Raw genomic sequence first — 23,016 nt, 5'->3', positions numbered from 1 at the left:
ACCCTCATACCTATAAAAGCGGTTGGCCGTGCATGGAAGCGCTGAACCTGTCGGCTCGGAGATGGCAAGCGCCGGGCGAGGTGCTTCCAGACATTCTGCGGTGTTGGTCCCTTGCGGGAAACACCCCGATGTCGCAAGAATCGCGCCCATGCACGGCAATGCAGTGCCGGAGTCCTACGTGTACGTCACTGAGGAGGGCGTGGCCCGCCACTATTCCGACGGCAGCGTCGAGGCGCTGGCGTGGGAAGACGTCGTCGAGGTGCGGGTTGCCTCCGAATCGGAGTCCGAGGTCCTCTACATCCTTCTCGATCGCGACGGGGAAGGGTGCGTCGTGCCGCGATCCGCTACCGATGCCAGTTTCCTGGCGCGTCTCCGCTACTTGCCGGATTTCGATCTCGATCGGTTGCTCATCGCATCTGAGGCGGCCAGGGACGGGGTCGTGATCGTCTGGCGGAGTCCTGAGCCGCCCTCGTCGCTGCCGGACCTGGAGTACGACTAGTCACCATCGAGGCGACTCCCCTGTTGTCAAGGGCGATGATTGCCAGGGCCCGTGATAGGCCTTTCGATGGAGATGCGGCCATCACTGTTGCCCCTGTTGCGGCTGCTGCGGGTGAGGTCGGCGCCCTCGGCTGATCACGCGGTGCGTCCGGGATGTCAAGACCATCACTTATCAACGTACATGGCCAGATCTGGACGCCCACGTTGCCTTCCGATTAACACCGAAGGTCTGGATTCTATGGATGATCCGGATTGAGGGGCATTTGCTGTCAACCGGCGTGGTTTCTGGGACGTCTGTTGTGCATGGGGCGGGGCGAGTGCAGCGAGGGGCAATGGAAACGGCCGTATACGGAACAGTGGTCTCGGCAGAACAGGAGCACGGACGTGCATGGTTTCGTCGCTATGTCAGGACGGCGCTGTTCGGTGATCTCGGGTGCGTGGCAGTCGGGCTGAGTAGCGTATCGGCGATCAGAGGACTCGCCGGGCACCTGACGCCCGCGGAAATCGGGTTGGCCGCGCTCCTGATGGCGTGCTGGCCGGTGGCCATCGCGGCCACCGGCGGTTACGACGAACGCTATCTCGGCGACGCGCCCGACGAGTACCGCAAGGTCTTCCAGGCGGCCGCGGCGCTGGCCTCACTCGTCGCGATCATCGCCTATGCCACGCAGACGCCGGTGGCACGCGGGTACGTCATAGCCGGGCTGCCGCTGGCCGCGGGCGCGAACCTCCTCTTCCGCTACCGGATGAGAAAGCGGCTGCACCAGCGCCGTTACGAGGGCGAGTGCATGCGGCGGGTACTCGTCGTCGGACATTGGACGGCCGCGCTCGAACTCCATCGTCAGCTGAGCAGGGAGCGCTATCACGGGATGCGCATCGTCGGCGCATGCGTGCCCACCCTGGCCGAACCGGAGGTGCCGCACCAGTTCGACGGCTTTCCCGTGCTGGGCGACTTCAAGAACGTTCCCGAGGTGGTAGCCCAGGTGGGCGCCGACACCGTGGCCGTGCTCTCGTGCCCCGAATTCGACGGTATCGCGCTGCGGCAGCTGGCGTGGCGTCTCGAGGAGCGGGACACCGATCTCTACGTCGCCTCCGCGCTCATGGAGGTGGCCGGTCCTCGGATCAACATCCGCCCTGTCGCCGGCCTCCCGTTGTTACACGTCGACCACCCCGATCTTCGAGGCGGCCGATGGCTCGTCAAGAGCGCGTTCGACAAGGTGATCGCCGCTTCGGGTCTTCTGCTCCTGATGCCGATCTTCGCGGTCGTCGCGCTGGTCATCAGGGCCGCGAGTAGGGGGCCTGCGCTGTTCCGGCAGACCAGGGTGGGCAAGGACGGCAAGGAGTTCACCGTTCTGAAGTTCAGAACGATGGTTTCCGACGCGGAGAAGATCAAGGCGAGCCTGCGCGAGCTGAACGAGAGCGACGGCCTGCTTTTCAAGATTAGGAACGATCCAAGGATCACCCCCGTCGGCGCGTGGTTACGACGCTGTTCCCTGGACGAACTCCCGCAGCTGGTCAACGTCTTACGCGGGGACATGTCGCTGGTCGGCCCACGCCCTCCCTTGCCGGAGGAAGTGGCCAAGTACGGGGACGATGTCCGACGCCGGCTGCTGGTCAAGCCTGGCATCACCGGCTTATGGCAGGTGAGCGGACGCTCCGATCTCAGCTGGGAGGAGTCGGTACGGCTCGACCTGCGTTACGTGGAGAACTGGTCACTCATCCTCGATCTTCAGATCCTCTGGAAGACCTGGCCCGCGGTCACCCGCGGTGAAGGGGCGTACTGATGAAAGCTCTGGTGCTGGCCGGAGGATCGGGCACTCGGCTGCGGCCGATCACGCACACGTCCGCCAAGCAACTGGTTCCCGTGGCGAACAAGCCTGTTCTCTACTATGCCCTGGAGTCCCTGGCCCAGGCCGGAATAACCGAGGTCGGCATCGTGGTGGGCGACACGCACGCCGAGATCGAGTCCGCGGTCGGTGACGGCTCGCAGTTCGGCCTGTCGGTCACCTACTTGCGGCAGGAAGCGCCGCTGGGGCTGGCGCACGCGGTGATGACCGCTCGCGAATACCTCGGCGGCGACGACTTCGTCATGTATCTCGGCGACAACTTCATCGTGGGCGGCATCGAGGATCTGGTGAGCAGGTTCAGGGAGGAACGGCCCGCGGTGCAGATCATGCTGACCAAGGTGGCCGAGCCCGAGCAGTTCGGCGTGGCCGAACTCGACGTGGACGGCCGTGTCGTCGGCCTGGAGGAGAAGCCCGCCGTGCCGAAGAGTGACCTGGCGCTGGTGGGTGTCTACCTCTTCACTCCGGCGGTGCACGAAGCGGTGGGCGAGCTGAAGCCGTCATGGCGTGGCGAGCTGGAGATCACTGATGCCATCCAATGGCTCCTCGACAGGGGGCACAGGGTCGAGTCCACGATCATCTCCGGCTACTGGAAGGACACAGGTAACGTCACGGACATGCTGGAAGTGAACCGATTGGTGCTGGAATCTTTGGAACCGGAGGTTGCGGGAAGCGTGGATTCCACCAGCCAGCTCATCGGTCGCGTGGTGGTCGAACCGGGGGCGGTGGTACGCGGATCGCGCATCGTGGGCCCCGTCGTCATCGGGTCGGGCAGCGAGGTGAGCGCCTCCTACATCGGTCCCTACACCTCGATCGCGAGAGACTGCCGGATCTCGAACAGCGAGATCGAGTACTCGATCGTGCTGCCTCGCGCCTCGATCTCAGGAGTGAGACGGATAGAGGCATCGCTCATCGGTCACGACGTCGAGGTCACTCCCGCCCCCCACACCCCCCGAGCGCACCGGCTGGTGCTGGGTGATCACAGCAAGGTGCAGATCAGTTCATGAGAGTTCTCGTCACGGGCGGCGCCGGCTTCATCGGGTCGCACTACGTACGCACGCTTCTGACCGGTGGATATCCGGCCTTCGCCGGCGCCTCGGTGACCGTGCTGGACCGGCTTACCTACGCGGGGAACCCGGCCAACCTGGAGCCGGTCGCGGGAGGCTTCGCGTTCGTGCACGGGGACATCGGGGACGCCGCGCTGCTCGCCGAGACGGTGCCCGGTCATGACCTCGTCGTCAACTTCGCCGCCGAGACACACGTCGACCGATCGATCGACAGCGCGGGGGAGTTCGTCCGTACCAACGTGCTGGGCACACAAGTGCTGCTGCAGGCGTGCCTGGACGCGCGAACGCCCCGAGTCGTCCATGTGTCGACGGACGAGGTCTACGGCTCCATCGCGACGGGTTCGTGGACCGAGGACGCGCCGGTGCGGCCCCGCTCGCCGTACTCCGCGTCGAAGGCCGGTGGCGACCTGATCGCGCAGGCCTTCGCCGTCACGCACGGGCTTGCGGTCAGCATCACCCGATGCGGCAACAACTACGGCCCGTATCAGTTCCCTGAGAAGGTCATCCCGCTGTTCACGACCAACTTGATGGAGGGACGGAACGTCCCTCTCTACGGGGACGGCGAGAACGTCCGCGACTGGATCCACGTGGCCGACCACTGCGCCGGTATCCAGCTCGTCGCGGAGAAGGGGACCGCAGGCGAGATCTACCACATCGCCGGAACGGCAGAGCTGACCAACCGCGAGCTGACCGACCGCCTGCTGCGCGCGTGCGGCGCGGGCTGGGAGCGTGTGGATCGCGTCGAGGACCGCAAGGGCCACGACCGCAGATACTCCCTCGATGACACCAAGTTGAGAAGAATGGGCTACCGGCCCACGGTCGGGTTCGACGAGGGCCTGGCCGCCACGATCCGGTGGTACGCCGACAACCCCTCCTGGTGGAAACCGCTCAAGGAGGGTGCGTGACCACCTGGATGGTGACAGGCGCCACGGGTCTGCTCGGTGCCGAACTCGTGGACCTGCTGAGGGCCGAAGACGAGCATGTCATCCCCGTGAGCAGGTCGGGGCTCGACCTGTGCGACTCCCGCGCGGTGGCCGAGGTCATGAGCCAGGTCAGGCCCTCCGTAGTGATCAACTGCGCCGCGTGGACGGCGGTGGACGACGCGGAGACCCATGAGGAGCAGGCGCGGCAGGTCAACGGTGAGGGACCGAAGGCGCTCGCCCAGGCGTGCGCCGACAGGGGCGCACGGCTCATCCATCTCTCCACCGACTACGTCTTCTCCGGCACGGCGACGCGGCCATACGCGGAAGACGCCCCGCCCGCCCCGCTCAACGCCTATGGCCGTACCAAGCTGGCCGGTGAGCGGGCGGTACTGGAACTGCTGCCGCAGGCGGGCTACGTCGTCAGGACCGCATGGCTGTACGGCGGTGCCGGCGCCAACTTCGTCAAGACCATGGTGAGGCTGGAATCAGAGCGCGAGGTCGTTCCAGTGGTCGACGACCAGCACGGGCAGCCGACCTGGGCAGCCGACCTGGCCAGGCAACTCGTGCTCCTGGCCAGGTCCGAGGCGCCTCCAGGCGTCTATCACGGCACGAATGCCGGACAGACGACCTGGCACGGGCTGGCACGCGAGATCTTCTCGCTGCTGGGAGCCGATCCCGACCGCGTGGCCGCGGTGGGTACCTCGGCTTTTCCCCGACCTGCCGCCAGACCCGCCTACGCGGTTCTCGGACACGCCAGGTGGGAGGAGGCGTCACTGCCGCGCATGCGCGGCTGGCGTGACGCCCTGCGCGCGGCCTGGCCCGAGCTCAAGGGGTGAGACGGCGTACGACGTCGGCCGCGTGCTCGGCCGGAAGCACGACGACGTCGCGGGATCCGTAGCGCGGAAGCGGCGCGTCCGAGGCGAGCTGCTCGTCCGTGACGCGGTGAAGGGCGTCATGGCCGATGGCCCACACCTCGTAGTCTTCTGCGCGCAGATCGAGGAGCACCTTGCGCAGGTCGGGAACGTTCCGCAACACCTCGAGGACGATCGTCGGCCGCCCGGCGAGTATCTGCTGCCACGCGGCCCTCAGGACCTTCGCCTCGTAGCCCTCGATATCGAGTTTGAGCAGGTCCACCCCATCGATGAGGTCGGTGATCCTGACCGTGGGCACGCTGATCGTGCGGGTGGCGGGCCGGTCCGTGATGCCCTCTCCGCCGTGGGTCAGGTAGGCGCCGGTGGGTGCGACGTACTGTTCCTGGTCGGGCAGGGCCAGGTCCAGTGTCTCGGGCGCGTCGTCGCCGACCACCGCGGCCTGGACGACCTTGACGTTGTCGAGGACGTTGGCGGCGATGTTGCGTTCGACGATGGCCGCCGACTCGGGGTTGGCCTCGACGGCCACGTAGCGCGAGGGCCTGGCTGCCCGGGCGCCCTGCACGGTGTAGTAGCCGATATTGGCGCCGAGTTCGAGCACATTGCCGGCGCCGGCGCACAACCGCCGCCAGCATTCCGTTTCCATGCCTTCGTAGCCCCGCTCGCCGTACCAGAAGAGAAGCCGGACCAGTCGCGACTCCACCGCTACCAGTCGAATAGCGGAATTGTCCGGGAGTGAGAACTCCTCGAGGAAATCGAGAGGGCGGTGCCGGAGAAGTCGGACGACCTGCTCGAACGCTTTCCTGGACACGCCACGCGATCGCGCGAATGTGTTTCTGATCCGCAGCGTGAGGCCGCCGGGAACGACGCGGAGGGATTTCGATAAGGCGATTCGCGCCTTAACGCGCGCGCGCAGGACAGGGGGGAGCGATGAGGTCATGACTTCTCTCGGCTCGGCGCGAATAACGGGAAATAATACACCACGGGTGCGTTCGCCACATATCTCGTTCGGGACGCGCCTAACGCGCGGTGAGCGCCAGGTCGAAGCTGACGTCACTGGAGGTCGGTTGAGCCTGATGCACTTCGACGGCAATGGTGTTCTGACCGGCGTTCAGCCGCTCGGGTGCGACGGCCACCGTCTGCCAGGTGTTCTCCGCGTCGCTGTTGACGGTGCTCGGCGCCAGAGTTCCCGAGGTGATCGTGCCCGAGGGCATGTTGCTTCTCATGACCTCCTGGCCGTTGAGATAGACCACCGCCCCGTCGTCGCGTAGGACGCGGAGTGTCACGTCGTGCAGAGCCGCGGGATCCGCGACGGCGAAGGCGTGGCGGAAGTAATAGGTGATGCGCCCTGAGGCCAGGACTCGGCGCTCGTCGCCGTCCCCGAAACCGAGCTGCGCAGGACCGGACGGCCACGAGGAGTCGTCGTAGGCCGGTTGCGACCAGGAGGTGCCGAGATCGGCTCCACTGTCCTGGTAGCGCCAGGTCGCGCTCGAGGCGATCAGCGTGATGTCCGTACTCGGGGGACGGAGGGGGAACTCGTTGTAGTACGGCCGCGCCTCGTCGTTCAGCCGAGAGTAGGCGCCGCCGGCGCGCAGCGCGTCAGGACCAGCGTCCAGGGCGAATATCTGGCCGTTCGCCGTGGGGGCGAAGTCAGGATCGACGGCGCCGGTGGCCGCGTCGACCGCGGCGAAGTCGCATCGCATGAACCCGGAGAAGTCGGGACAGAAGTGGCCCCCGGCGTAGACGCGGCCGTCGCGGACGGCCACGGACTCGACATCACCGTCGGCGAGTCTCTCCCAGCGCCTCACTCCCGTGTCCAGCTGGTAGGCCGCCAGCCTGCCACCGGGCCCCGCGATGGCGGCGTAAGCACTGTCACCCTCGACCGCGAGGTCGGTCACGATGCACTGGTTGCTGGGGACGAGGCAACCGGGAGGTGGCTGCCAGCCGGTCACCGTTCCTGTGCCGGCGTCCACGCTGCCCAGGTAGTTGCGGGCGCTTCCGCCGAGTGTCGTGAACAGCCCTCCCACGAGAAGGGCGGCTCCGTCGGGCCTGGCAGCCAACGTATAGACGGTGGCGTTGGCCGAGGGCGCCCATCCGGCTCTGAGGGCGCCGCTGCCGACGTCGATCGCGGCCAGGCGGCTGCGGCTGTGGCCCGACACGGAACCGAACTGGCCGCCCGCGTAGAGAGTCGCGCCGATGACGGCCAGTGCGCGCACGGACCCGTTCGCCGACGGGTTCCATCCGCCGATCACGGCGCCGGAGGCCTGGTCGAGGGCCACGATCCTGTTGCGGCCGTGCCCGCTCACGATCGTGAAGTCGCCCCCGGCGAAGACCCGGTCACCGCTGACCGACAGCGCTCGAACCGAGCCGTTCGCCGTGGGCGCCCACGTCCTGACGAGGTCGCCGGTCGCCGCGTCGAGCATGGCGATCCTGCCGCGCGCGACGGACTCTCCGGTTACCGGATTGCGCAGGCTGGTGAAGTCGCCGCCAATGACGATCCGCTCGCCGGTATGGGCGATGGCGAATACCCGAGCATTCGGTAACCAGTTGTCTCTGGGGTGGGTGGAGTAGTCCGCCGCATGTGCGGGTGATATCGACGCCAGGACGAGGGCCGGGCTGAGCAGGAGGGCTCCGAGAAATTTCCGGACGTTCATGATTCCCCCCACATGGGAGTGTTTCCCGCTCAGTATGGAGGGGAATCGAGGCCCCAGCTATTCATCTCCTCCGTTGTGATGGAAGCGCAATGACTTTCGCGGCATCGGGCTCCCGCCGCCGTCGCCTGCGGGAGGCCGCAGCCGCCCCGCTCGCACCGATCAGAACGAGAAGGAGAGCTCCTGTCCCCAGGAGCCACAGCATGGGCAGTTCGGGTTGTGCGGACGGCGTTTCCTGCGTGGCGTTCCCGTCCCCTCTGGGGCCGGGCGTGTTCGTCGGAGAAGCGACCAGGGCCTTGGGAAGGGCAAGGGAATAGACGGCGCTTCCCTTTCCTTCGCTGCCCGCCAGGATGGATTTGCCGTCGGCGCTGATGGTGAGGGACTCTCCCTGGGGCTGCTGTGGAGCGGGAATGGTCTCCAGCAGCTTGCCGGTCACGTCCGCGAAGACGCGGATCTTGTTGTACCCGCGCACGAACATCAGGCCGTCGGCGTTGAGGGCCGCGTCCGAGACGACATGCGGGATGGGGCCGATGTAGTCCAGTCGGTTGTTCACATCGGGTACCAGCGCGGAGGGCAGGCCGTACACCGCTCCGCCCGACGTGCCCTTGGTGATCACGTACAGATTGCCGGTCTGCGGATGAACCAGGAGAGCTTCCGCGTCGTGCGGGCCGTCGGGGTAGACCAGTTGGTAGCGCTGAGCGCTGACCTCGCCGTCCGCAAGCACGGGGGGCTCGACGATGGCGAGCACCGAGATGCCGGATGTTCTCTTGGTGGCGTTGTCGCCGATGTCGGCGAGGAAGAGCATGGAGTTGCCGCGGGAGTCGACAGCGCCTCCGACGGCCTCGGTGTCCATGACCGTGGTGCCCTTGATGGAGATCGCCGCGAGCGTCTTTCCCTTGTCGTCCACCGCGTACAGGGTCGGGACGCCTTCGCCGTCGTTGTGGGTCCAGACGACGCCGGGGTGGAGACGGCTGGCGTAGAGGCCGCTCGACTCCGTGATGCGGTCGTCCTCGAAGGCGAACTGCTTGACCCACGGGGCCGCGCTCGCGGTGGGAGCGGGGTCGACGTCACTCGCGGCCAGTGCCGTGGATACGGGAGCGAATGCCGTGAAGAGCACCGCCGCTAACGCTGACCCGATGCGCAGACTAGATGGCATGGGAGCCTTTCTTGGAATCGATGTGACCACTGCTCGCGCTGTCCCTTGTGTTGCGCAGCCGCCACCAGAGAAGGATCCCAGAGATCACACCCCCTAGGCCTATGCAATAAGGGGCGAACTTTGCCATATCGGGGCGCAGGATGAGCAACGTCAGAACCGCTGCAAGCCCGATCACCGTCTCGGCGCCTCGTACCAGGAACACCAGGCGGGACAATTTGTAGGCGGTCGCCATGGACGCGAGCGGCAGGGTGGCCGAGAAGCTGACGGCGTAGACGGCCCACCCTCCCACGGTCAGGGCGTCGACGGTGAACGCACCACCGGTGATCAGCGGCCCCACGAAACCCACTGTCGCGATGGCCGCCACCCCGCAGGCCATGGAGGCGCCCACGAGGACCAACGAACCCACGAGAGCGTTCCGCGGTCGCAGCGGCAGCCCCGCGTTGCGCTGACGCACGAAGGTCGGCAGGAGGTAGCCGCCCGCTCCCGAGATGAGAGTCAGCGCGGGCGTCATCAGCAGTCGTGCGGCCTCCACCACCGCGAGCACGGTTCTCGAAGCGAGGGTGTCGATCGCGACCCGGGTCGCGAGGAGAGCAAGCGGGCGCAGACTCGACTGGGCGGATCGCCAGGCGGCGAACGAGCTCAGCTCCCGCATGCCTGCCCTGCGGGGCCGTACGAGGGCGTACTCCTGCGGGGGAAGCCGTCGGAGGGTGCGGAGCAGAGCGGCGACGCAGCCCACGCACATCGCCAGCAGGATGTCCTCCAAGCCGAATTCGTTGGTCAGCAGCCAGACGCCGCCCAAGGTCACCAGAGTGGTGATGGCGTAGACAAGGTCGTTGGCGAGAAGCGCGCCGAACTCGAGACGGGCGTGGAGCACACGGCGGAAGGTCTCCTGCGCCAGCCACAACACGATCAGCACCGCGAAGAGGCCGACCCCCACAGGGCTGGTCAGTCTCAGCACGACGGCCAGCACGACTCCGACGATCGAGCCCGTCACCGCGAAGAACAGGGCCGAAGCGACCAGCGCGCCGCGAATGGCCGGGTCGAACCGGTCGAGGACGTTGAGCGAGTCGCCCACCCACGAGGTGTACACCGTGGTGGCGCTCACCAGGATCGCTGAGAGCAGCGCGAACGCACCGAGTGCTACGGGGCCGATGAAGCGGACGGCGACGAGTTGGAGCGCGAGACTGCCGAGCGCGGTCACCGCCTGAGACGCCACCGAGCCTCCGGCGGACGTGGCCAGCCTGCGGACGCGGGATAACCCCGTGGTCAGAAAGCCCATCCTCAGCGCTTGCCCGTCGTGGGGCCGGCTCCGGAATCGACAGGGACACCGTTGTCGCTCGGATGCGTCCTGGGGACGTAACCCAACAACTTGTCCCTGTCGTAGACGGCGGTGACGTCGTCCTCCTCCACGCCGGCGTCTTCCACCACGGGAGCGGGTTCAGGCGGAGGAGAAGGCACGCCGGTCGCCGGCTTCGAGGTTCGCTGTCGCTGTCCGGTGCCCGAGGTCACCCGCTGCGCGGCGGAGATCGGGTTGGTCGCCCGCAGGAAGGCGATCACGATCGCCAGCAGCATGCCGACCGCGAGGCCGATGCCGATGTTCTTGGGCGCTTGGCTGGGCGTGACCCTGAGCGGGTTGGCCTGATCGACGAAGCGGACGCCGGAACCGTACTGCGCCAGATCGATGGCGGCGTCGCCCTCCTTGAGCTGGAGCTGCACCAGGGCCTCGCCGAGGGTGACGGCCGTCGTGCTCCTGGGAGGGGCGCGCTTGAGCTCGGCCTCGATGCGGGCACGAGTGCTTCGCACGCTCTTGAGCAGCTTCTGCTGCTCGCGCTGCGCGTCCGCCTCGGTCAGCATCTGGTAGGCCGCTACCACGGCGTTGGCGATCTGCGCCGCCATCCTGTCCGTGCGGGCGGTGACGGTGACCTCGACGATGCCGCCGTTGGTGCCCGGCTTGGCTTCCACCGCTTTCCTGAGGTCCTCGAGACCGATCTGCTGGGAATGCTCGGCCGCGAGCAGTTGCCTGGCCTTGTCGAGCACGCCGGCCGATTCGGTGAAGGCCGCTCGCTGGCTGGTGTAGGCGATGTAGCTGCTGTCAGAGGAGACGCCCTGACGGAGAAAGGTCGTACTGCGTGGGTCTGTCACGGCGAACTTGGCGGTGGCTTCCACACTGGTGAAGACGAAGACTGTGGCGGCGCCGGCGAGCAGGCCCGCCAGCGCGATGATGAGGAGCGACGACCATTTGTACTGCCATAAGGCCTCAAGGAGGCCGATCTCGCGGTCCTCGTCATTTCTATCTGTCGCCACGAAGCCCGCTCTCCCCGCCTGTTTTGTCCACCTTCATGTGATGAAGCGGCCTACCGGGATTCTAGCCATGAGGCAAGATGTCGAAAATGGCGCTTCTGAGTCGATCCTGGTAGTGGGGTACGGCGAATCTCGCTAATGCGTCGGCCTGGCCCTTGGCCGCCACTGCCTGAGCACGGGGCCAGTCGTCCAGGAGGGACTCGATGGCGTCGGCCAGGGCGACGGGATCGTCGGCCGGGACGAGAAGTCCTGTCTCGCCATGCGTGATGATCTCGTTGAGCCCCTGAACATCGCTGGCCACCACGGGCCTTCCGGCCATCATCCCCTCGACCGCGACCAGGCCGAAGGACTCGCCGTGGGAGGGCATGAGGACGACGTCCGCGTCGGCGAGATGCTCCCAGACGGGGTCGGTGAATCCGGCGAAGATCACGTTAGGGCCTGCGAGTTCGCGAAGCTGCCTGTCGAACCATTCGTAGCCGGGGAAGACATCGCCCACGACCCTCAGCACGACGTCGCGGCCGCGTGAGGACAGGATGGCGGTAGCGCGGACGGCCACATCGCTGCCCTTGCGCGGCGAGAGCCTGCCGATCAGCACCAGCGCGCCTTCGGGATGTTCCCGTGGTGGGCCCATCGCCGGAACGGCGACGCCGTTGTGGATCGTAATCGTCGTGGCAGGCGGGGCTCCGTCGGCCACGACACGGGAACGGCAACTGGCGCTGTTGGCGATGGTGATGTGAGCCAGGCGTGTGGGCAGACACAGCGCGCGTCTGATCGGACCGGGTAACTGCGCTTCCGCCTCGTGGACGTGGCAGGCGACGCGACCAACACGGGAGAGCCTGCCCGCGAGCAGCCACCAGGGGATCGTGAGGGTGTTCACGTACAGGACGTCCGGCCTTCGCCGCCTGAGGAAGGCGACCATCGCGGGCAGTCTCGTGGCCAGAAGGACGGTCAGTCGCGCCAGGCCCCAGGGGGAGAAGTAGGCCTTGCGCAGGACCGGGACGTCCAGCACCTCGACATCGGCTCCCTCGGCGCGGAGCCGCTCGGCCAGAGGGCCCTCGGACGGCAGCGTGACCAGGACTTCTGCCTCATCGACGAGCGCGCGAACGGACTGCAGCAGCATCCGGTCCGAGCCATAGAGGTCTGGCGAGGGGTGAGCCATCACCACGCGTTTCATGCTCCTGATGTCCCCCGCCTTTGATTAGTGTTTAAGTTGGCTCGCTTATTTTGTCACTCTGCATGGCATCTGAAGGGATTCAATGCGTATTGCCATGATTGGTACGCGAGGCGTGCCGGCGCGGTACGGGGGGTTCGAGACGGCGATCGAGGAGATCGGCGCACGGCTGGTAGCCGCGGGCCATGACGTGCGCGTCTATTGCAGAGGCGCGGAGAGCCGTCTCCCCGAGCACAAGGGCATGCGGTTGGTCCACCTGCCCGCCGTCCGGCACAAGACACTGGAGACCCTGAGCCACACCGCCCTGTCGGTGGCCCATCTCCTGCGCAGCCCCACCGACGTCGCACTCGTCTTCAACGCCGCGAACGCCCCGCTGCTTCCTCTCATCCGGATGGCCCGCATCCCCGTCGCCACCCACGTCGACGGGCTGGAGTGGAAACGCGCCAAATGGAACGGTACAGGTCAGCGCTACTACCTCATGGCGGAGCGGCTGGCCGTTCGCTGGTCGAGGGAGCTCATCGCCGACGCGGACGCCATCCAGGACTACTACCAGAAGCGCTACCACGCCCCCAGCGTCATGATCCCGTACGGAGCGCCCATCCAGGAGGGTTGCGACCAGGAGCTGCTGTCCGAGGCGGGCTACAAGGCCGGCGGCTTCCACCTGGTGGTGGCCAGGTTCGAGCCGGAAAACCACGTCGACCTGATCGTCGAGGGCTACCTGCGAAGTCGCGCCACCTTGCCACTGATCGTCGTCGGCTCGGCGCCGTACGCCGAGGAGTACAGCAGGCGGATCGCGACGCTTGCCGCAGGCGACGAGCGCGTCAAGCTGGTCGGCGGGGTCTGGGATCAGGACCTGCTGGACGCCATGTACGCGGGCTGTGCGAGCTACCTGCACGGGCATTCCGTCGGCGGTACCAACCCCTCATTGCTCAGGGCGATGGGAGCAGGGGCTCCCGTGGTGGCCTTCGACGTGGTCTTCAATCACGAGGTGCTCGGCGGCAGCGGCGCCTTCTTCGCCGACGCCGGACAAGTGGCCGACGCGATCGAGGCCGTGGAGGCCGCCCCCGAGGCCGCCCGTGACCGGGGCGACAGGGGAAGAGAGCGGGCCAGGAAGCACTACACCTGGGACGACGTCGCCGCCCGCTACGAACGCCTCTGTCTCGACCTCAAGGCCGCAAGGTGACCGGCGGGTTCGTTCGCTACCCGCCAGGCCGTGGCAATGTCTGGATCCCCCTGACCGACGCGCGCTCCGCGGCGGCGGGGCTTTCCTTGCTGACCTTCTCGAAACCGTTGCCGCTTGCCGCGCAGCGGCTCCTCCACACGGCCACGCGCATGGTCGGCCCGTGGGTGCTGCCCGGCCGCCGCGAGAGGTGGGAGGCCGGATCGTGGGCTCCGGTCCTGGAACGCGTGCAGAAGACGGTCGGCTCGTTCGACGGGCACGCTGTCTACCTGCGCCCGCAGGTATCCCGCGAGGGGGCCGCCTTCCTGCTGCTGAGATCGGGCAGGCCGGTGGCGTTCCTCAAGATCCGGGCAGCCGCGGCCGGGCTCGAGCGGGAGTCGGAGGTCCTGCGCCTGCTGGAACGCGGGAGGGGGAGCGGCTTTCGCGTGCCCGAGCTTCTCGGTCACGGCGAAGAGGAGGGCCTGACATGGTTGGCCATGTCGCCGATGGAACCCGTTCCCTGCAGGCCCGCACGGAACGTTCCCGTGGCGGAACTGGCAGGCAGGGTCACCGGCCTGCTGGCGTCACTGCGCCGTCCCGATGGCGTGGCCGCGCACTGGACGCCGATGCACGGTGATCTGACGCCATGGAACCTGCGCCTCACCACGGGCCCCGTCCCCTGGTTGATCGACTGGGAGGACGCCGGATACGGTCCACCCGGTGCCGACGAGGTGTACTACCTGGCCACCCGCGCCGCCGTGTTCGGCGGTCCGGTGGCGCCGACCGGCCATGCGGAGGCGGCGCGGTACTGGCATGCGGTGGTGACAGCTCGCAGGGCCGACGACCACGCCCTCGCGGGCCGCCTGCTCGCCGCGCTCGACCGGCTCGGCGACTAGCTAGGCGGTCGTCCAGTCGGGAAAGGTCCTGCCGAGCATTCGCTCGAGTTCGGCGTTGTGGGGTGCGAAGTGCTCGGCGAGGCGGCGGCGCACCCTCTCGCCCAGGTCAGACTTGGGGGCGGGGTTCCAGACACGCCCTGCGGAGGGAAGCGGGACGGCCGGAAGCCCGAGGAAGGCGGCCGCGTCGTCACACGCCTGCTGCGGGTCCCTGTAGAACTCCTCGCTTGTCAGGATGTGGAAGCGGGACGCGGGGAAGTGCTCGAACCAGCGGCGAAGGCAGCGGGCGTACTCGCTCTGCGCCACGTAGGACTGGTGCTCGTGGGCGTAACTGCAGTACCCGGGCTCGGCCACGATTCTCGCCTCTTCGCCCTCGGTCCTGCCCTTCTCCGCGTCGAGCGCCTCCTCGAAGGTGAGCCTTTCCGCCGCGCTCCTGACCCGTTCCCGGTAGTGGGAGAACGTGCGCTCCACCGGATCGCGCAGGATGAGAAGGATCTTGCTGTCCGGCACGTCGCCGGCCGCCCGCTCGGCGGCCAGCGGGTGATGCAGGTAGTACGGCGAGCCTTCACCGGCGAGGACCTGGCCACCTGCCCTGCGGGCTGCCTTCGACCTGCTGAACCTGCTCGGCAGGTGGGATCGGTACCACCGCATCCCCCGGCCGTAGTTGGAGTCGAAGTAGTGCACACCCTTGGTGTGGTTGGCCTTGGGGATCAGGTTCGCGGACGGGAAGAGCGGGACGACGCGGGGGTGCTCGAGGAGCGCGTAGTAGAACGAGGTAGAGCCGCCTCGCTTGGCGCCGATCAGGAGGAAGTCGGGATCTGGCCGCAAGCCGGCGGTCGCCATGCCGTACAGGCGGAACCCGGCTCTCCCCGCGCCGATTAACGGCTCGGGCAGCAGATCGCGCATCCCCATGTAACGTTCCTCTCCCTACATTTCCCCGCGTTCCACCGGTACCGTCGTATGCTGACACACGCAGTACGGTCGAACGGTCCAATACGGGGTGCCAGGTGGGTACAGCGCGTCACCGTCGATCGCGTACGGCCTGGTGGCCGACCTTGGCCCCGATCGGCCTCATCCTCGCGAGCGAGTACAAGTTACGGTCACGAGGGATCGGCGAAGCCATCGGTGGCGGCGTGGACACCCAGATCCTCCTCGAGATCGGGATCTACGGACTCGTCGCTCTCTACCTCTACCGGAAGTTCGGAATCAGGCCACCGCGCCGGGTGACCTCGGTGCTTCTGGTGCTGGCATGGGTCTTCGCCCTCTACGTCGCCATGTCGGTCCTGTGGACGCCCTATCCACAGTTCGCTGCCGTGCGCGCGGCGCAGCTTCTCGTGACGGCCAGCGTGTGTCAGGTGGTGGCCAGCCGGGCGACCAGGGAGGACATGCACAGGCTTGCCCATGTCTTCATCGGTCTGGTCGTGGTCTCGGTGGGGATCGGGGTCGCGATGCCGCTGCCACGGACCCCGAACACCCAGGACCGGTTCAACTGGCTGTACGTGCATCCCGTGACAGCGGGGATCTTCCTCGGGATCGCGTTGCTGCTGGCCTTCGCCTTTCTGCTGCCCGGCGGTCCTCCACGGCTCTGGCGGAAATCCTTCTACGTCGTCGCGCTGGTCGTCACCGGTGGGGCGCTGGTGGCCACCGGAACCCGCGGGGCCGCGGCGGGCTGCGTCGTCGGCCTGGCGGTACTGCTGTTGTGTTCACGTGGTCCGCGGGGCAGGGCCGAACTGCTCCTCTTCGCGTTGCCGCTCGGCGCTCTCGCGGCGCTCGCGTTCTCTGAGGAGATCATCGGCTTTGCGACCAGAGGCGAGTCCGCCGAGCAGCTCGAATCCCTGAACTCCAGGACGGATCTGTGGACGCTCGCCCTGGACGCCACCATGAAGCAGCCGATCTTCGGTAACGGGGCATCCTCGGCCCGAGGGCTCTTCCTCGAACAGATCGGGCTGGGAGGCGGTCACAACGCCTTCGTGAACGTCATCGTCGAAGGTGGCGCTGTGGGGTTGGTCGCCTTCAGCCTGCTGTGCTTCGTCACCATGACGTTCCAGCTCTCGCTCACCCGGATCAAGGAAGTGCGCGCGGAGGCGGCGCTGCTGCTCTCGTTGATGGCCTTTCTTCTCGTGGACGCGATGACGGCGGACATGATGGCCGCCAGCGCGAATGTGGCGTCGATCTGGTTGTTCCTGATTGTTGCGTGGACTTGTGTGGTCAGCGGTAAACCAGTGCAGCGGCACAAGCGTCATGGTGACGATCAGGTTCCCGTTGCCACGGTGAGCTAGGTCTCGCAGCCGGGAGCTAGGACCGCCTTGCCGTCTGTGACCATGACCTGCGGTCCAGCCCTGAGGGGGGCACATGCGCAAGCGATTCCTAGCCGCCGCGACGGCGTGCTTAGGACTCTCGGTTCTGCTTACTCCACCCCTGTCGGCCATGGCCGACACCACGCCCGGCGCGGGCGAGCCCGCCACGGTCACCGCCGATCCCCTCCCGACCTGGCAGACCGACGGGGTCGTGCTGGCGATGGAGATCGTCGATGGAGTCGCCTACGTCGGCGGTAACTTCGACCACGTCCGCCCGCCAGGCGTGCCCCGAGGTGGCGCCGGTGAGGTGGAGCGGACGGGCCTGGCGGCCTTCGACGCCGCTACGGGAGCCCTCCTGCCTTGGTCACCGGTCGCCACCAGTCCCGTCTTCACTGACGACGTCGTTCAGACGGAGTGCGACAACCTGGGGAACAACCAGTACCGATGCGACACGGTCTGGGAGATCAAGGCCTCGCCTGACGGTTCCACGCTCTACGTCGCCGGCGACTTCGGCAAGATCGACGGTCAGCGACGCAACCGCATCGCCGCGTTCGACACCGCGACGGGGGCGCTGGACCCGGACTTCGCCCCTTCGCCGAACAGCCGCGTCAGGGCGCTGGCGGTCTCGGCGACCACTGTTTTCGCGGGGGGCCACTTCACCGAGGTCAACGACGTGACCAGGACCAGGCTGGCCGCCTTCAACCGTAGTGACGGCGCGCTGCTGTCATGGGCGCCCACCGCGGACAAGCGCGTCATGGCGATGGTGCTCGCCCCGAGCGGAGGCCGGCTCATCGTGGGGGGCGACTTCAACCGCATCAACAACGTGTGGCAGCACGGCCTGTCCGCCGTGAACGTCAGCGACGGCTCCAAGGGCACGTTCCTCAGCAACGACATCCCCTACAACAACGCCAACAACCGCTCCTGGGTGACCGACCTGGTCTCGGACGGAAGTCGCGTCTACGCCAGCGCTGACGGCGTGGGGACCTTCGACGGCCGTCTCGCCGTGAATCCCGACACCGGCGCACGCATCTGGATCAACAACTGCCAGGGCGCGACCCAGTCGATCTCCGTGATGGACGGTGTCCTCTACAGCGGCAGTCACGCGCATCGCTGTGACATGCAGACGTACTACGAGGGCAACGGCTTCCCCGAGACCCGGCCGCATCGCCGTTTCCTCGCCGAGCCCGCGAACACCGCCGCCGGAACGAAGCAGAAGATCCTTCACTGGTTCCCGAACGCTCAGCCTGGAACGCGCTACCCGTTCGTCCAGGGCCCCTGGACGATGGCGAACGACGGCACGTACCTGTGGGCGGGCGGCGACTTCACCGAGGTCAACGATGTTCCGCAGGAGGGTCTGACCCGGTTCACCACCCATGATGTCAGCCCGGACGTGAACGGCCCCGTCCAGACCAACTTCCAGGCGCCCACAGCGGTGGCCAACGGGGGCGGCAAGGTGACCGTCAAGTGGGGTGCCACCTGGGATCTGGACAACCGTAAGGTCCGCTACGAGGTCGTCCGCAGTGACGGGGCGGTGGTCTGTACGGCAGAGGCCAACACCGTGTTCTGGACGTTGCCGAATATGTCGTGTGTGGACTCCAGCGGAGTACCCGGATCGGTTTACAAGTACCGGGTGCGTGCCATCGACCCGCACAATAACCGAATCTCCAGTCCGAGTTCGCCCGACGTCACTGTGACCTGATGGCCGACTATTTGTCATTCTGGCCAGTGGTATCGCTGTCCGTAATTCGTTTGAGATGACCTGAAGGCGGTCGGTCGCGACGCTGTGGCCGGCCGCCGGTCAGGGCTGGTGGACCATCGACGACCTGGTCAAACGTCGAACGCTTCTGTCAGTGGCAATCCGGTATGGATTGTTATCAAATGCCGCAAGAAGTTTTTGTCTACCTATATTACGATTCGCATCCAGCGTGACCCGTGGGGGGCGCGTTATGTCGTTCGGGATGTAGGTAGCTCGTGATCAAAGCACTCTTATCGAGGACCGCCATCGCGGTTGTCTCACTCATGACCGCGACGCTCGTCGCACTGCCCGGCCACGCTGATATCGATCCTGAGCAGGGGACTCCGGCAACGGTGAGCGCCGACGCCCTGCCGACGTGGCAGATCAACGGCGTCGTATGGAAGATGGCGACCGTCGGCAACACCGTCTACGCCGTCGGCAGCTTCTCCAGGGCCCGACCTCCAGGCACCAGCCCCGGCTCGCCGCAGGAAGTGGTCAGGTCGAACATCCTGGCCTTCGACATCACCACCGGGAACCTTCTGCCCTTCAACCCCGCGCTCAACGCACAGGCCAGGACCATCGCGGTGGCACCCGACCAGTCCAAGATCTACGTCGGTGGCGACTTCACCACGGTGAACGGCCAGCCGCGCAACCGCGTGGCCGCCTTCGACGTCGCCACCGGAGCCTTGGACGCGAGCTTCGCGCCGTCGGTGGGCAATGTGGTCAGGGCACTGGCGGTGTCCGCCTCCACGGTGTACATCGGCGGCGCGTTCTTCAACGTCAACGGTGCGACGAGGTCCCGCCTCGCCGCCGTCTCCCGCGCGAATGGCACGCTCCAACCCTGGGCGCCGACGACCGACGACGAGGTCTTCGCCCTCCTGATGTCCCCTGACTCCAGCCGAGTCATCGTGGGCGGCAAGTTCCAGGCGCTGAACGGCGCCACCCGGGTCGGCATCGGGGCGCTCGACCCGGTCACCGCAACGTCACTGCCGTGGAACAGCAATCCGATCCCCGCGCGCCAAGGCAGCAACTACTCGATGACCTACGACTTGGCGACGGACGGGACCAACGTCTACGCGGCGGCCGACGGCGAAGGCTGGCACTGGTTCGACGGGCGCTTCGCGGTCGAGCCCAACACCGGTGACCTGCTCTGGCTGGACAACTGCTACGGCGCGTCCTATAGCGTCTTCCCGATCGACCAGGTGCTCTACAGCGTGGGCCACGCGCACGACTGCGCATCGCTCAGCGGGTTCCCCGAGGTCTCGCCCACGCGCTGGCAGAGGGCGCTCGCCACGACGATCTATCCCACGGGCAACGACCCCACGCCGCCGTCGAACAACAGCCAGTACAGCGGCCAGCCGGTGCCGACGCTTTTGCACTGGTATCCCACCGTCAACGCCGGCAGCTACACAGGGATGAACCAGGGCGGGTGGTCGCTGTCGGGCAACTCGCAGTACCTCGTCATGGGCGGCGAATTCACCACCGTCAACGGCACGGCACAGCAGGGTCTGACCCGCTTCGCCCTCAAGGCCAACGCCCCCAAGGACTCCGGCCCCCTCGCCTCGTCCACGCTGACCCCGACCGCCGTCTCGCTCACCGCCGGCTCCGCCAGAGTGAGCTGGCAGGCCACCTGGGACCGTGACCACGAGAAGCTGAAGTACCAGATCCTGCGAGACGGCGGCTCCACCCCCGTCGGCGAGATCGAGCAGAAGTCGAACTTCTGGACGTTGCCCTCGCTCGGATTCATCGACACCGGCCTGACACCCGGATCCACGCACACCTATCGGATCCGCGTCGTCGACCCGTCGGGCAACACCGTGGGCAGCGCCACCTCCGCGCCCGTGACGATCGCCTCGTCAGGCTCCATGAGCGCCTACGCGCAGGAAGTGGTGGCCGACGGCGCCGCCCACTACTGGCGGATGGGCGAGGCCGGCGGCGCACTGGCCTACGATCACGCGGGATTCCTCGACTCCACAAGAGAGGCAGGAGTCGGCCACAACGTCCCGGGCGCGATCAACGGCGACACCGACACGGCCGCGCCCTTCAACGGCTCGGGAACCGGCTTCACCAAGACGCTGTCCATGGAGAACGCGACGACCAGCTTCACCATCGAAGCCTGGGTCAAGACCACCACGACGAGCGGCGGGAAGATCGTCGGATACGGCAACGCGGCAACAGGAGCGAGCTCCAACTACGACCGTCACGTCTACATGGACAACGCCGGCCGCATCTGGTTCGGCGTCTATCCCGGCGGAGTGCGTACCGTCAACAGCACCTCCGCCTACAACGACGGCCAATGGCATCACGTCGTGGCCACGCAGGGGTCGGGCGGCATCGCCCTCTACGTGGACGGTCGTCGGGTCGGCCAGGACGGCGGCACCACGGGCGCGCAGCCGTACGGCGGATACTGGCGCATCGGCGGAGACAATCTGAACGGCTGGCCCGCACAGCCGGCCAGCAGCTATCTCGCCGGCGAGATCGACGAAGTGGCGATCTACCCGACGGCCCTGTCCATCACCAAGGTCAACGAGCACTACACGCTCAGCGGGCGAACCAGCCCGATCCCCCCGCGACCATCGGACAGCTACGGCAGGGTTGTCTACGACGACGCGCCCAGCCTGTACTGGCGTCTCGGCGAGGCGAACGGCTCGGTGGCGGCCGACGCCGGCCAGAACGTCACCCCGGGCACCTACACCCCGACGGGTGTCAGCTATGGGCAGCCCGGTGCGGTCGCCGGCACGAGCAACACCTCGATCACGGTGAACAACGGCCGGGTCATCTCGACCGCCTCGGTGAGCAACCCGACGACCTACTCGGCCGAACTGTGGTTCAAGACCACCACCACGAGTGGCGGCAAGCTCGTCGGCTTCGGCAACTCGAGCAACGGCACGAGCTCGAATTACGACCGCCACGTCTACATGACGAACAACGGCAAGCTCACCTTCGGCACCTACACCGGCGGGTTCAACCTCATCACCACGCCGGCCGCCTACAACGACGGTCAGTGGCACCATGTGGTCGCCACCCAGGGGTCTGGAGGCATGGTCCTGTACGTCGACGGTGCGTCCGTCGGCACCAATCCGCAGACCAACGCGGAAGGCTACTCCGGCTATTGGCGTGTCGGAGGCGACAACCTGAACGCGTGGCCGTCGCGGCCTTCGAGCGACAACTTCGCCGGTTCCCTGGACGAGGCGGCCGTCTACTCCACGGCGCTCACCGCCGCGCAGGTGGCCGAACACTGGCAGAAGGGGACAGGCTCGGGACCCGCCAACCAGGCGCCAACCGGCTCGTTCACCGTGACCTGCGAAGCCCTGGAGTGCACCTTCGACGGCACCGCATCCAGCGACTCCGACGGCACGGTCGAGGGGTACGCGTGGACCTTCGGCGACGGTCAGAGTGGTACAGGGGCCACCACGACACACACCTATCCGGTCGCGGGCGACTACCCGGTCACGCTCACCGTCACGGACAACGACGGCGCCACCGGACAGGACAGCGATGTGGCGGTTCCCCGCCCAGAGGACAACCCTCCGTCCACTCTCGCCGCTGACGCCTTCACCCGCACGGCCAGCGGCTCGCTGGGCACCGCCGACACCGGAGGCGCCTGGACCCTTCTCGGCGGCACCGCGAACTTCTCGGTCGACGGAACCGCGGCCAAGATCAACCTTCCCGCGACCACGGCAGGTCCCAGGGCCTTCCTCGACGCGGTGTCGAGCGCGGACAGCGATGTCACCTTCAAGGTCGCGGCCGACAAGGCTGGGACCGGCAACGGCACGTACATCTGGGCCGTCGGCAGAAGGGTGAGCGGTCAGGGCGAATATCGAGCCCGCATTCGCCTCCTGCCCACGGGTGTCGGTCTGGCTCTCACGAGAATCGCGGCGCCGAACACGGACAACCTGCTGACCACGGAGCAGACGGTCCCCGGACTGACCTACGCGCCGGGGACCGTGCTGAAGGTCCGTCTCCAGGTGACCGGAACATCGCCCACCACCATCTCGGCGAAGGTCTGGGACCAGGCGACCAGCGAGCCCGGCGCATGGCAGGCGACGGCCACCGATGCCACGGCCGGCATGCAGGCGGCGGGAGGGGTGGGCTTCGCCACCTACCTGTCGGGTACCGCGACGAACCCGCCCGTGCTGCTCACCGTGGACGACTTCTCCGCCGTCAGCACGGCCGCAGCCCCGACCGCGGCGTTCACCGCCGGCTGTACCGGCCTGTCCTGCACGGTCGACGCCTCCGCCTCGACCCAGGGATCTGCGCCCATCAACTCCTACGTCTGGAGCTTCGCCGACGGCCAATCCGGATCAGGAGTCACCGCTCAGCACACCTATGCCCAGGCCGGCACCTACCGGATCACCTTGACGGTGACCGGAACGGACAACCGTACGAGCGTCGCCACACAAACGGTGACCGTCCCCTGACCGACATCCCCGCGTACGGCTTGTGCCTTCGATC

At 67.1% G+C, this 23,016-nt stretch carries 17 protein-coding genes; 10 read left to right on the top strand and 7 right to left on the bottom strand.

Translation table 11 applies throughout. The features are described from left to right. Positions 1-148 precede the first annotated feature (148 nt). From AC3EO4_RS42475 to rfbD, 5 genes are all read left to right on the top strand, one after another. Positions 149-499 (top strand): hypothetical protein, encoded by a 351-nt coding sequence (locus AC3EO4_RS42475; RefSeq protein ID WP_379577738.1) that lies wholly within the window; start codon positions 149-151, stop codon positions 497-499. 331 nt (positions 500-830) lie between these two features. Further along, entirely contained in the window at positions 831-2,279 is a 1,449-nt protein-coding gene (locus AC3EO4_RS42470) for a sugar transferase (protein ID WP_431901310.1), read from the top strand. Beyond that, the gene (locus AC3EO4_RS42465) at positions 2,279-3,346 is read left to right on the top strand and encodes a glucose-1-phosphate thymidylyltransferase (protein ID WP_431901307.1); all 1,068 of its coding nucleotides are present in this window, start codon (positions 2,279-2,281) and stop codon (positions 3,344-3,346) included. Before AC3EO4_RS42470 ends, AC3EO4_RS42465 begins: the two co-directional genes overlap by 1 nt. Further along, positions 3,343-4,311, top strand: a complete 969-nt coding sequence (gene rfbB / locus AC3EO4_RS42460) for a dTDP-glucose 4,6-dehydratase (protein ID WP_379577733.1) — start codon at positions 3,343-3,345, stop codon at positions 4,309-4,311. Before AC3EO4_RS42465 ends, rfbB begins: the two co-directional genes overlap by 4 nt. Continuing rightward, positions 4,308-5,165 carry a dTDP-4-dehydrorhamnose reductase gene (gene rfbD, locus AC3EO4_RS42455; protein WP_379577731.1) on the top strand — a complete coding sequence of 286 codons (858 nt, stop codon included), beginning with the start codon at positions 4,308-4,310 and terminating at the stop codon, positions 5,163-5,165. The genes rfbB and rfbD overlap by 4 nt, the downstream gene beginning before the upstream one ends. Here rfbD and AC3EO4_RS42450 read toward each other — a convergent pair. The 6 genes from AC3EO4_RS42450 to AC3EO4_RS42425 all read right to left on the bottom strand — a co-directional run bounded on the left by AC3EO4_RS42450 (position 5,155) and on the right by AC3EO4_RS42425 (position 12,480). Then, the gene (locus tag AC3EO4_RS42450) at positions 5,155-5,901 is read right to left on the bottom strand and encodes an FkbM family methyltransferase (protein WP_431901304.1); all 747 of its coding nucleotides are present in this window, start codon (positions 5,899-5,901) and stop codon (positions 5,155-5,157) included. The two genes, rfbD and AC3EO4_RS42450, sit on opposite strands and share 11 nt — an antisense overlap. 316 nt (positions 5,902-6,217) lie before the next feature. Beyond that, on the bottom strand, positions 6,218-7,852 hold the full coding sequence (locus AC3EO4_RS42445; RefSeq protein WP_431901301.1) for an outer membrane protein assembly factor BamB family protein: 1,635 nt from the start codon (positions 7,850-7,852) through the stop codon (positions 6,218-6,220). Between the two features lie 61 nt (positions 7,853-7,913). Beyond that, positions 7,914-8,966 carry a hypothetical protein gene (locus AC3EO4_RS42440; protein ID WP_431901299.1) on the bottom strand — a complete coding sequence of 351 codons (1,053 nt, stop codon included), beginning with the start codon at positions 8,964-8,966 and terminating at the stop codon, positions 7,914-7,916. A 28-nt stretch (positions 8,967-8,994) separates the two neighbouring features. Beyond that, complete coding sequence (locus tag AC3EO4_RS42435; RefSeq protein WP_431901297.1) at positions 8,995-10,284, bottom strand: MATE family efflux transporter; 1,290 nt, start codon at positions 10,282-10,284, stop codon at positions 8,995-8,997. 2 nt (positions 10,285-10,286) lie between these two features. Next, entirely contained in the window at positions 10,287-11,309 is a 1,023-nt protein-coding gene (locus tag AC3EO4_RS42430) for a hypothetical protein (RefSeq protein WP_379577721.1), read from the bottom strand. Between the two features lie 61 nt (positions 11,310-11,370). Then, the gene (locus tag AC3EO4_RS42425) at positions 11,371-12,480 is read right to left on the bottom strand and encodes a glycosyltransferase family 4 protein (protein ID WP_431901294.1); all 1,110 of its coding nucleotides are present in this window, start codon (positions 12,478-12,480) and stop codon (positions 11,371-11,373) included. Positions 12,481-12,574: 94 nt separating this feature from the next. Between AC3EO4_RS42425 and AC3EO4_RS42420 the strand changes: the two genes are divergently transcribed. Both AC3EO4_RS42420 and AC3EO4_RS42415 read left to right on the top strand, forming a co-directional pair. Beyond that, complete coding sequence (locus AC3EO4_RS42420) at positions 12,575-13,660, top strand: DUF1972 domain-containing protein (RefSeq protein WP_379577717.1); 1,086 nt, start codon at positions 12,575-12,577, stop codon at positions 13,658-13,660. Between the two features lie 86 nt (positions 13,661-13,746). Further along, on the top strand, positions 13,747-14,532 hold the full coding sequence (locus AC3EO4_RS42415; RefSeq protein ID WP_431901291.1) for a phosphotransferase: 786 nt from the start codon (positions 13,747-13,749) through the stop codon (positions 14,530-14,532). Here AC3EO4_RS42415 and AC3EO4_RS42410 read toward each other — a convergent pair whose 3' ends face one another. Then, positions 14,533-15,441, bottom strand: coding sequence for a sulfotransferase (locus AC3EO4_RS42410; protein WP_379577714.1), 909 nt, complete (start codon positions 15,439-15,441; stop codon positions 14,533-14,535). Positions 15,442-15,584: 143 nt separating this feature from the next. Between AC3EO4_RS42410 and AC3EO4_RS42405 the strand changes: the two genes are divergently transcribed. From AC3EO4_RS42405 to AC3EO4_RS42395, 3 genes are all read left to right on the top strand, one after another. Then, positions 15,585-16,808, top strand: a complete 1,224-nt coding sequence (locus AC3EO4_RS42405; RefSeq protein ID WP_431901288.1) for an O-antigen ligase family protein — start codon at positions 15,585-15,587, stop codon at positions 16,806-16,808. Positions 16,809-16,956: 148 nt separating this feature from the next. Then, positions 16,957-18,525 (top strand): PQQ-binding-like beta-propeller repeat protein, encoded by a 1,569-nt coding sequence (locus AC3EO4_RS42400; protein WP_379577710.1) that lies wholly within the window; start codon positions 16,957-16,959, stop codon positions 18,523-18,525. A gap of 320 nt (positions 18,526-18,845) precedes the next feature. Further along, complete coding sequence (locus tag AC3EO4_RS42395) at positions 18,846-22,982, top strand: LamG-like jellyroll fold domain-containing protein (RefSeq protein ID WP_431901285.1); 4,137 nt, start codon at positions 18,846-18,848, stop codon at positions 22,980-22,982. Positions 22,983-23,016 lie beyond the last annotated feature (34 nt).

The sequence above is a fragment of the Nonomuraea sp. bgisy101 genome (genome assembly GCF_057708945.1).
The sequence above is the reverse complement of the archived record's forward strand: the minus strand, read 5'-3'. Positions and strand labels throughout refer to the sequence as shown.

What these genes read in the sequence shown, in the direction of transcription:
- AC3EO4_RS42445 (WP_431901301.1), bottom strand. Translation starts at nt 7,852, where the DNA reads ATGAACGTCCGGAAATTTCTCGGAGCCCTCCTGCTCAGCCCGGCCCTC.
- rfbB (WP_379577733.1), top strand. Translation starts at nt 3,343, where the DNA reads ATGAGAGTTCTCGTCACGGGCGGCGCCGGCTTCATCGGGTCGCACTAC.
- AC3EO4_RS42425 (WP_431901294.1), bottom strand. Translation starts at nt 12,480, where the DNA reads ATGAAACGCGTGGTGATGGCTCACCCCTCGCCAGACCTCTATGGCTCG.
- AC3EO4_RS42395 (WP_431901285.1), top strand. Translation starts at nt 18,846, where the DNA reads ATGACCGCGACGCTCGTCGCACTGCCCGGCCACGCTGATATCGATCCT.
- AC3EO4_RS42410 (WP_379577714.1), bottom strand. Translation starts at nt 15,441, where the DNA reads ATGGGGATGCGCGATCTGCTGCCCGAGCCGTTAATCGGCGCGGGGAGA.
- AC3EO4_RS42470 (WP_431901310.1), top strand. Translation starts at nt 831, where the DNA reads ATGGAAACGGCCGTATACGGAACAGTGGTCTCGGCAGAACAGGAGCAC.
- AC3EO4_RS42475 (WP_379577738.1), top strand. Translation starts at nt 149, where the DNA reads ATGCACGGCAATGCAGTGCCGGAGTCCTACGTGTACGTCACTGAGGAG.
- AC3EO4_RS42400 (WP_379577710.1), top strand. Translation starts at nt 16,957, where the DNA reads ATGGCCGACACCACGCCCGGCGCGGGCGAGCCCGCCACGGTCACCGCC.
- AC3EO4_RS42420 (WP_379577717.1), top strand. Translation starts at nt 12,575, where the DNA reads ATGATTGGTACGCGAGGCGTGCCGGCGCGGTACGGGGGGTTCGAGACG.
- AC3EO4_RS42465 (WP_431901307.1), top strand. Translation starts at nt 2,279, where the DNA reads ATGAAAGCTCTGGTGCTGGCCGGAGGATCGGGCACTCGGCTGCGGCCG.
- AC3EO4_RS42435 (WP_431901297.1), bottom strand. Translation starts at nt 10,284, where the DNA reads ATGGGCTTTCTGACCACGGGGTTATCCCGCGTCCGCAGGCTGGCCACG.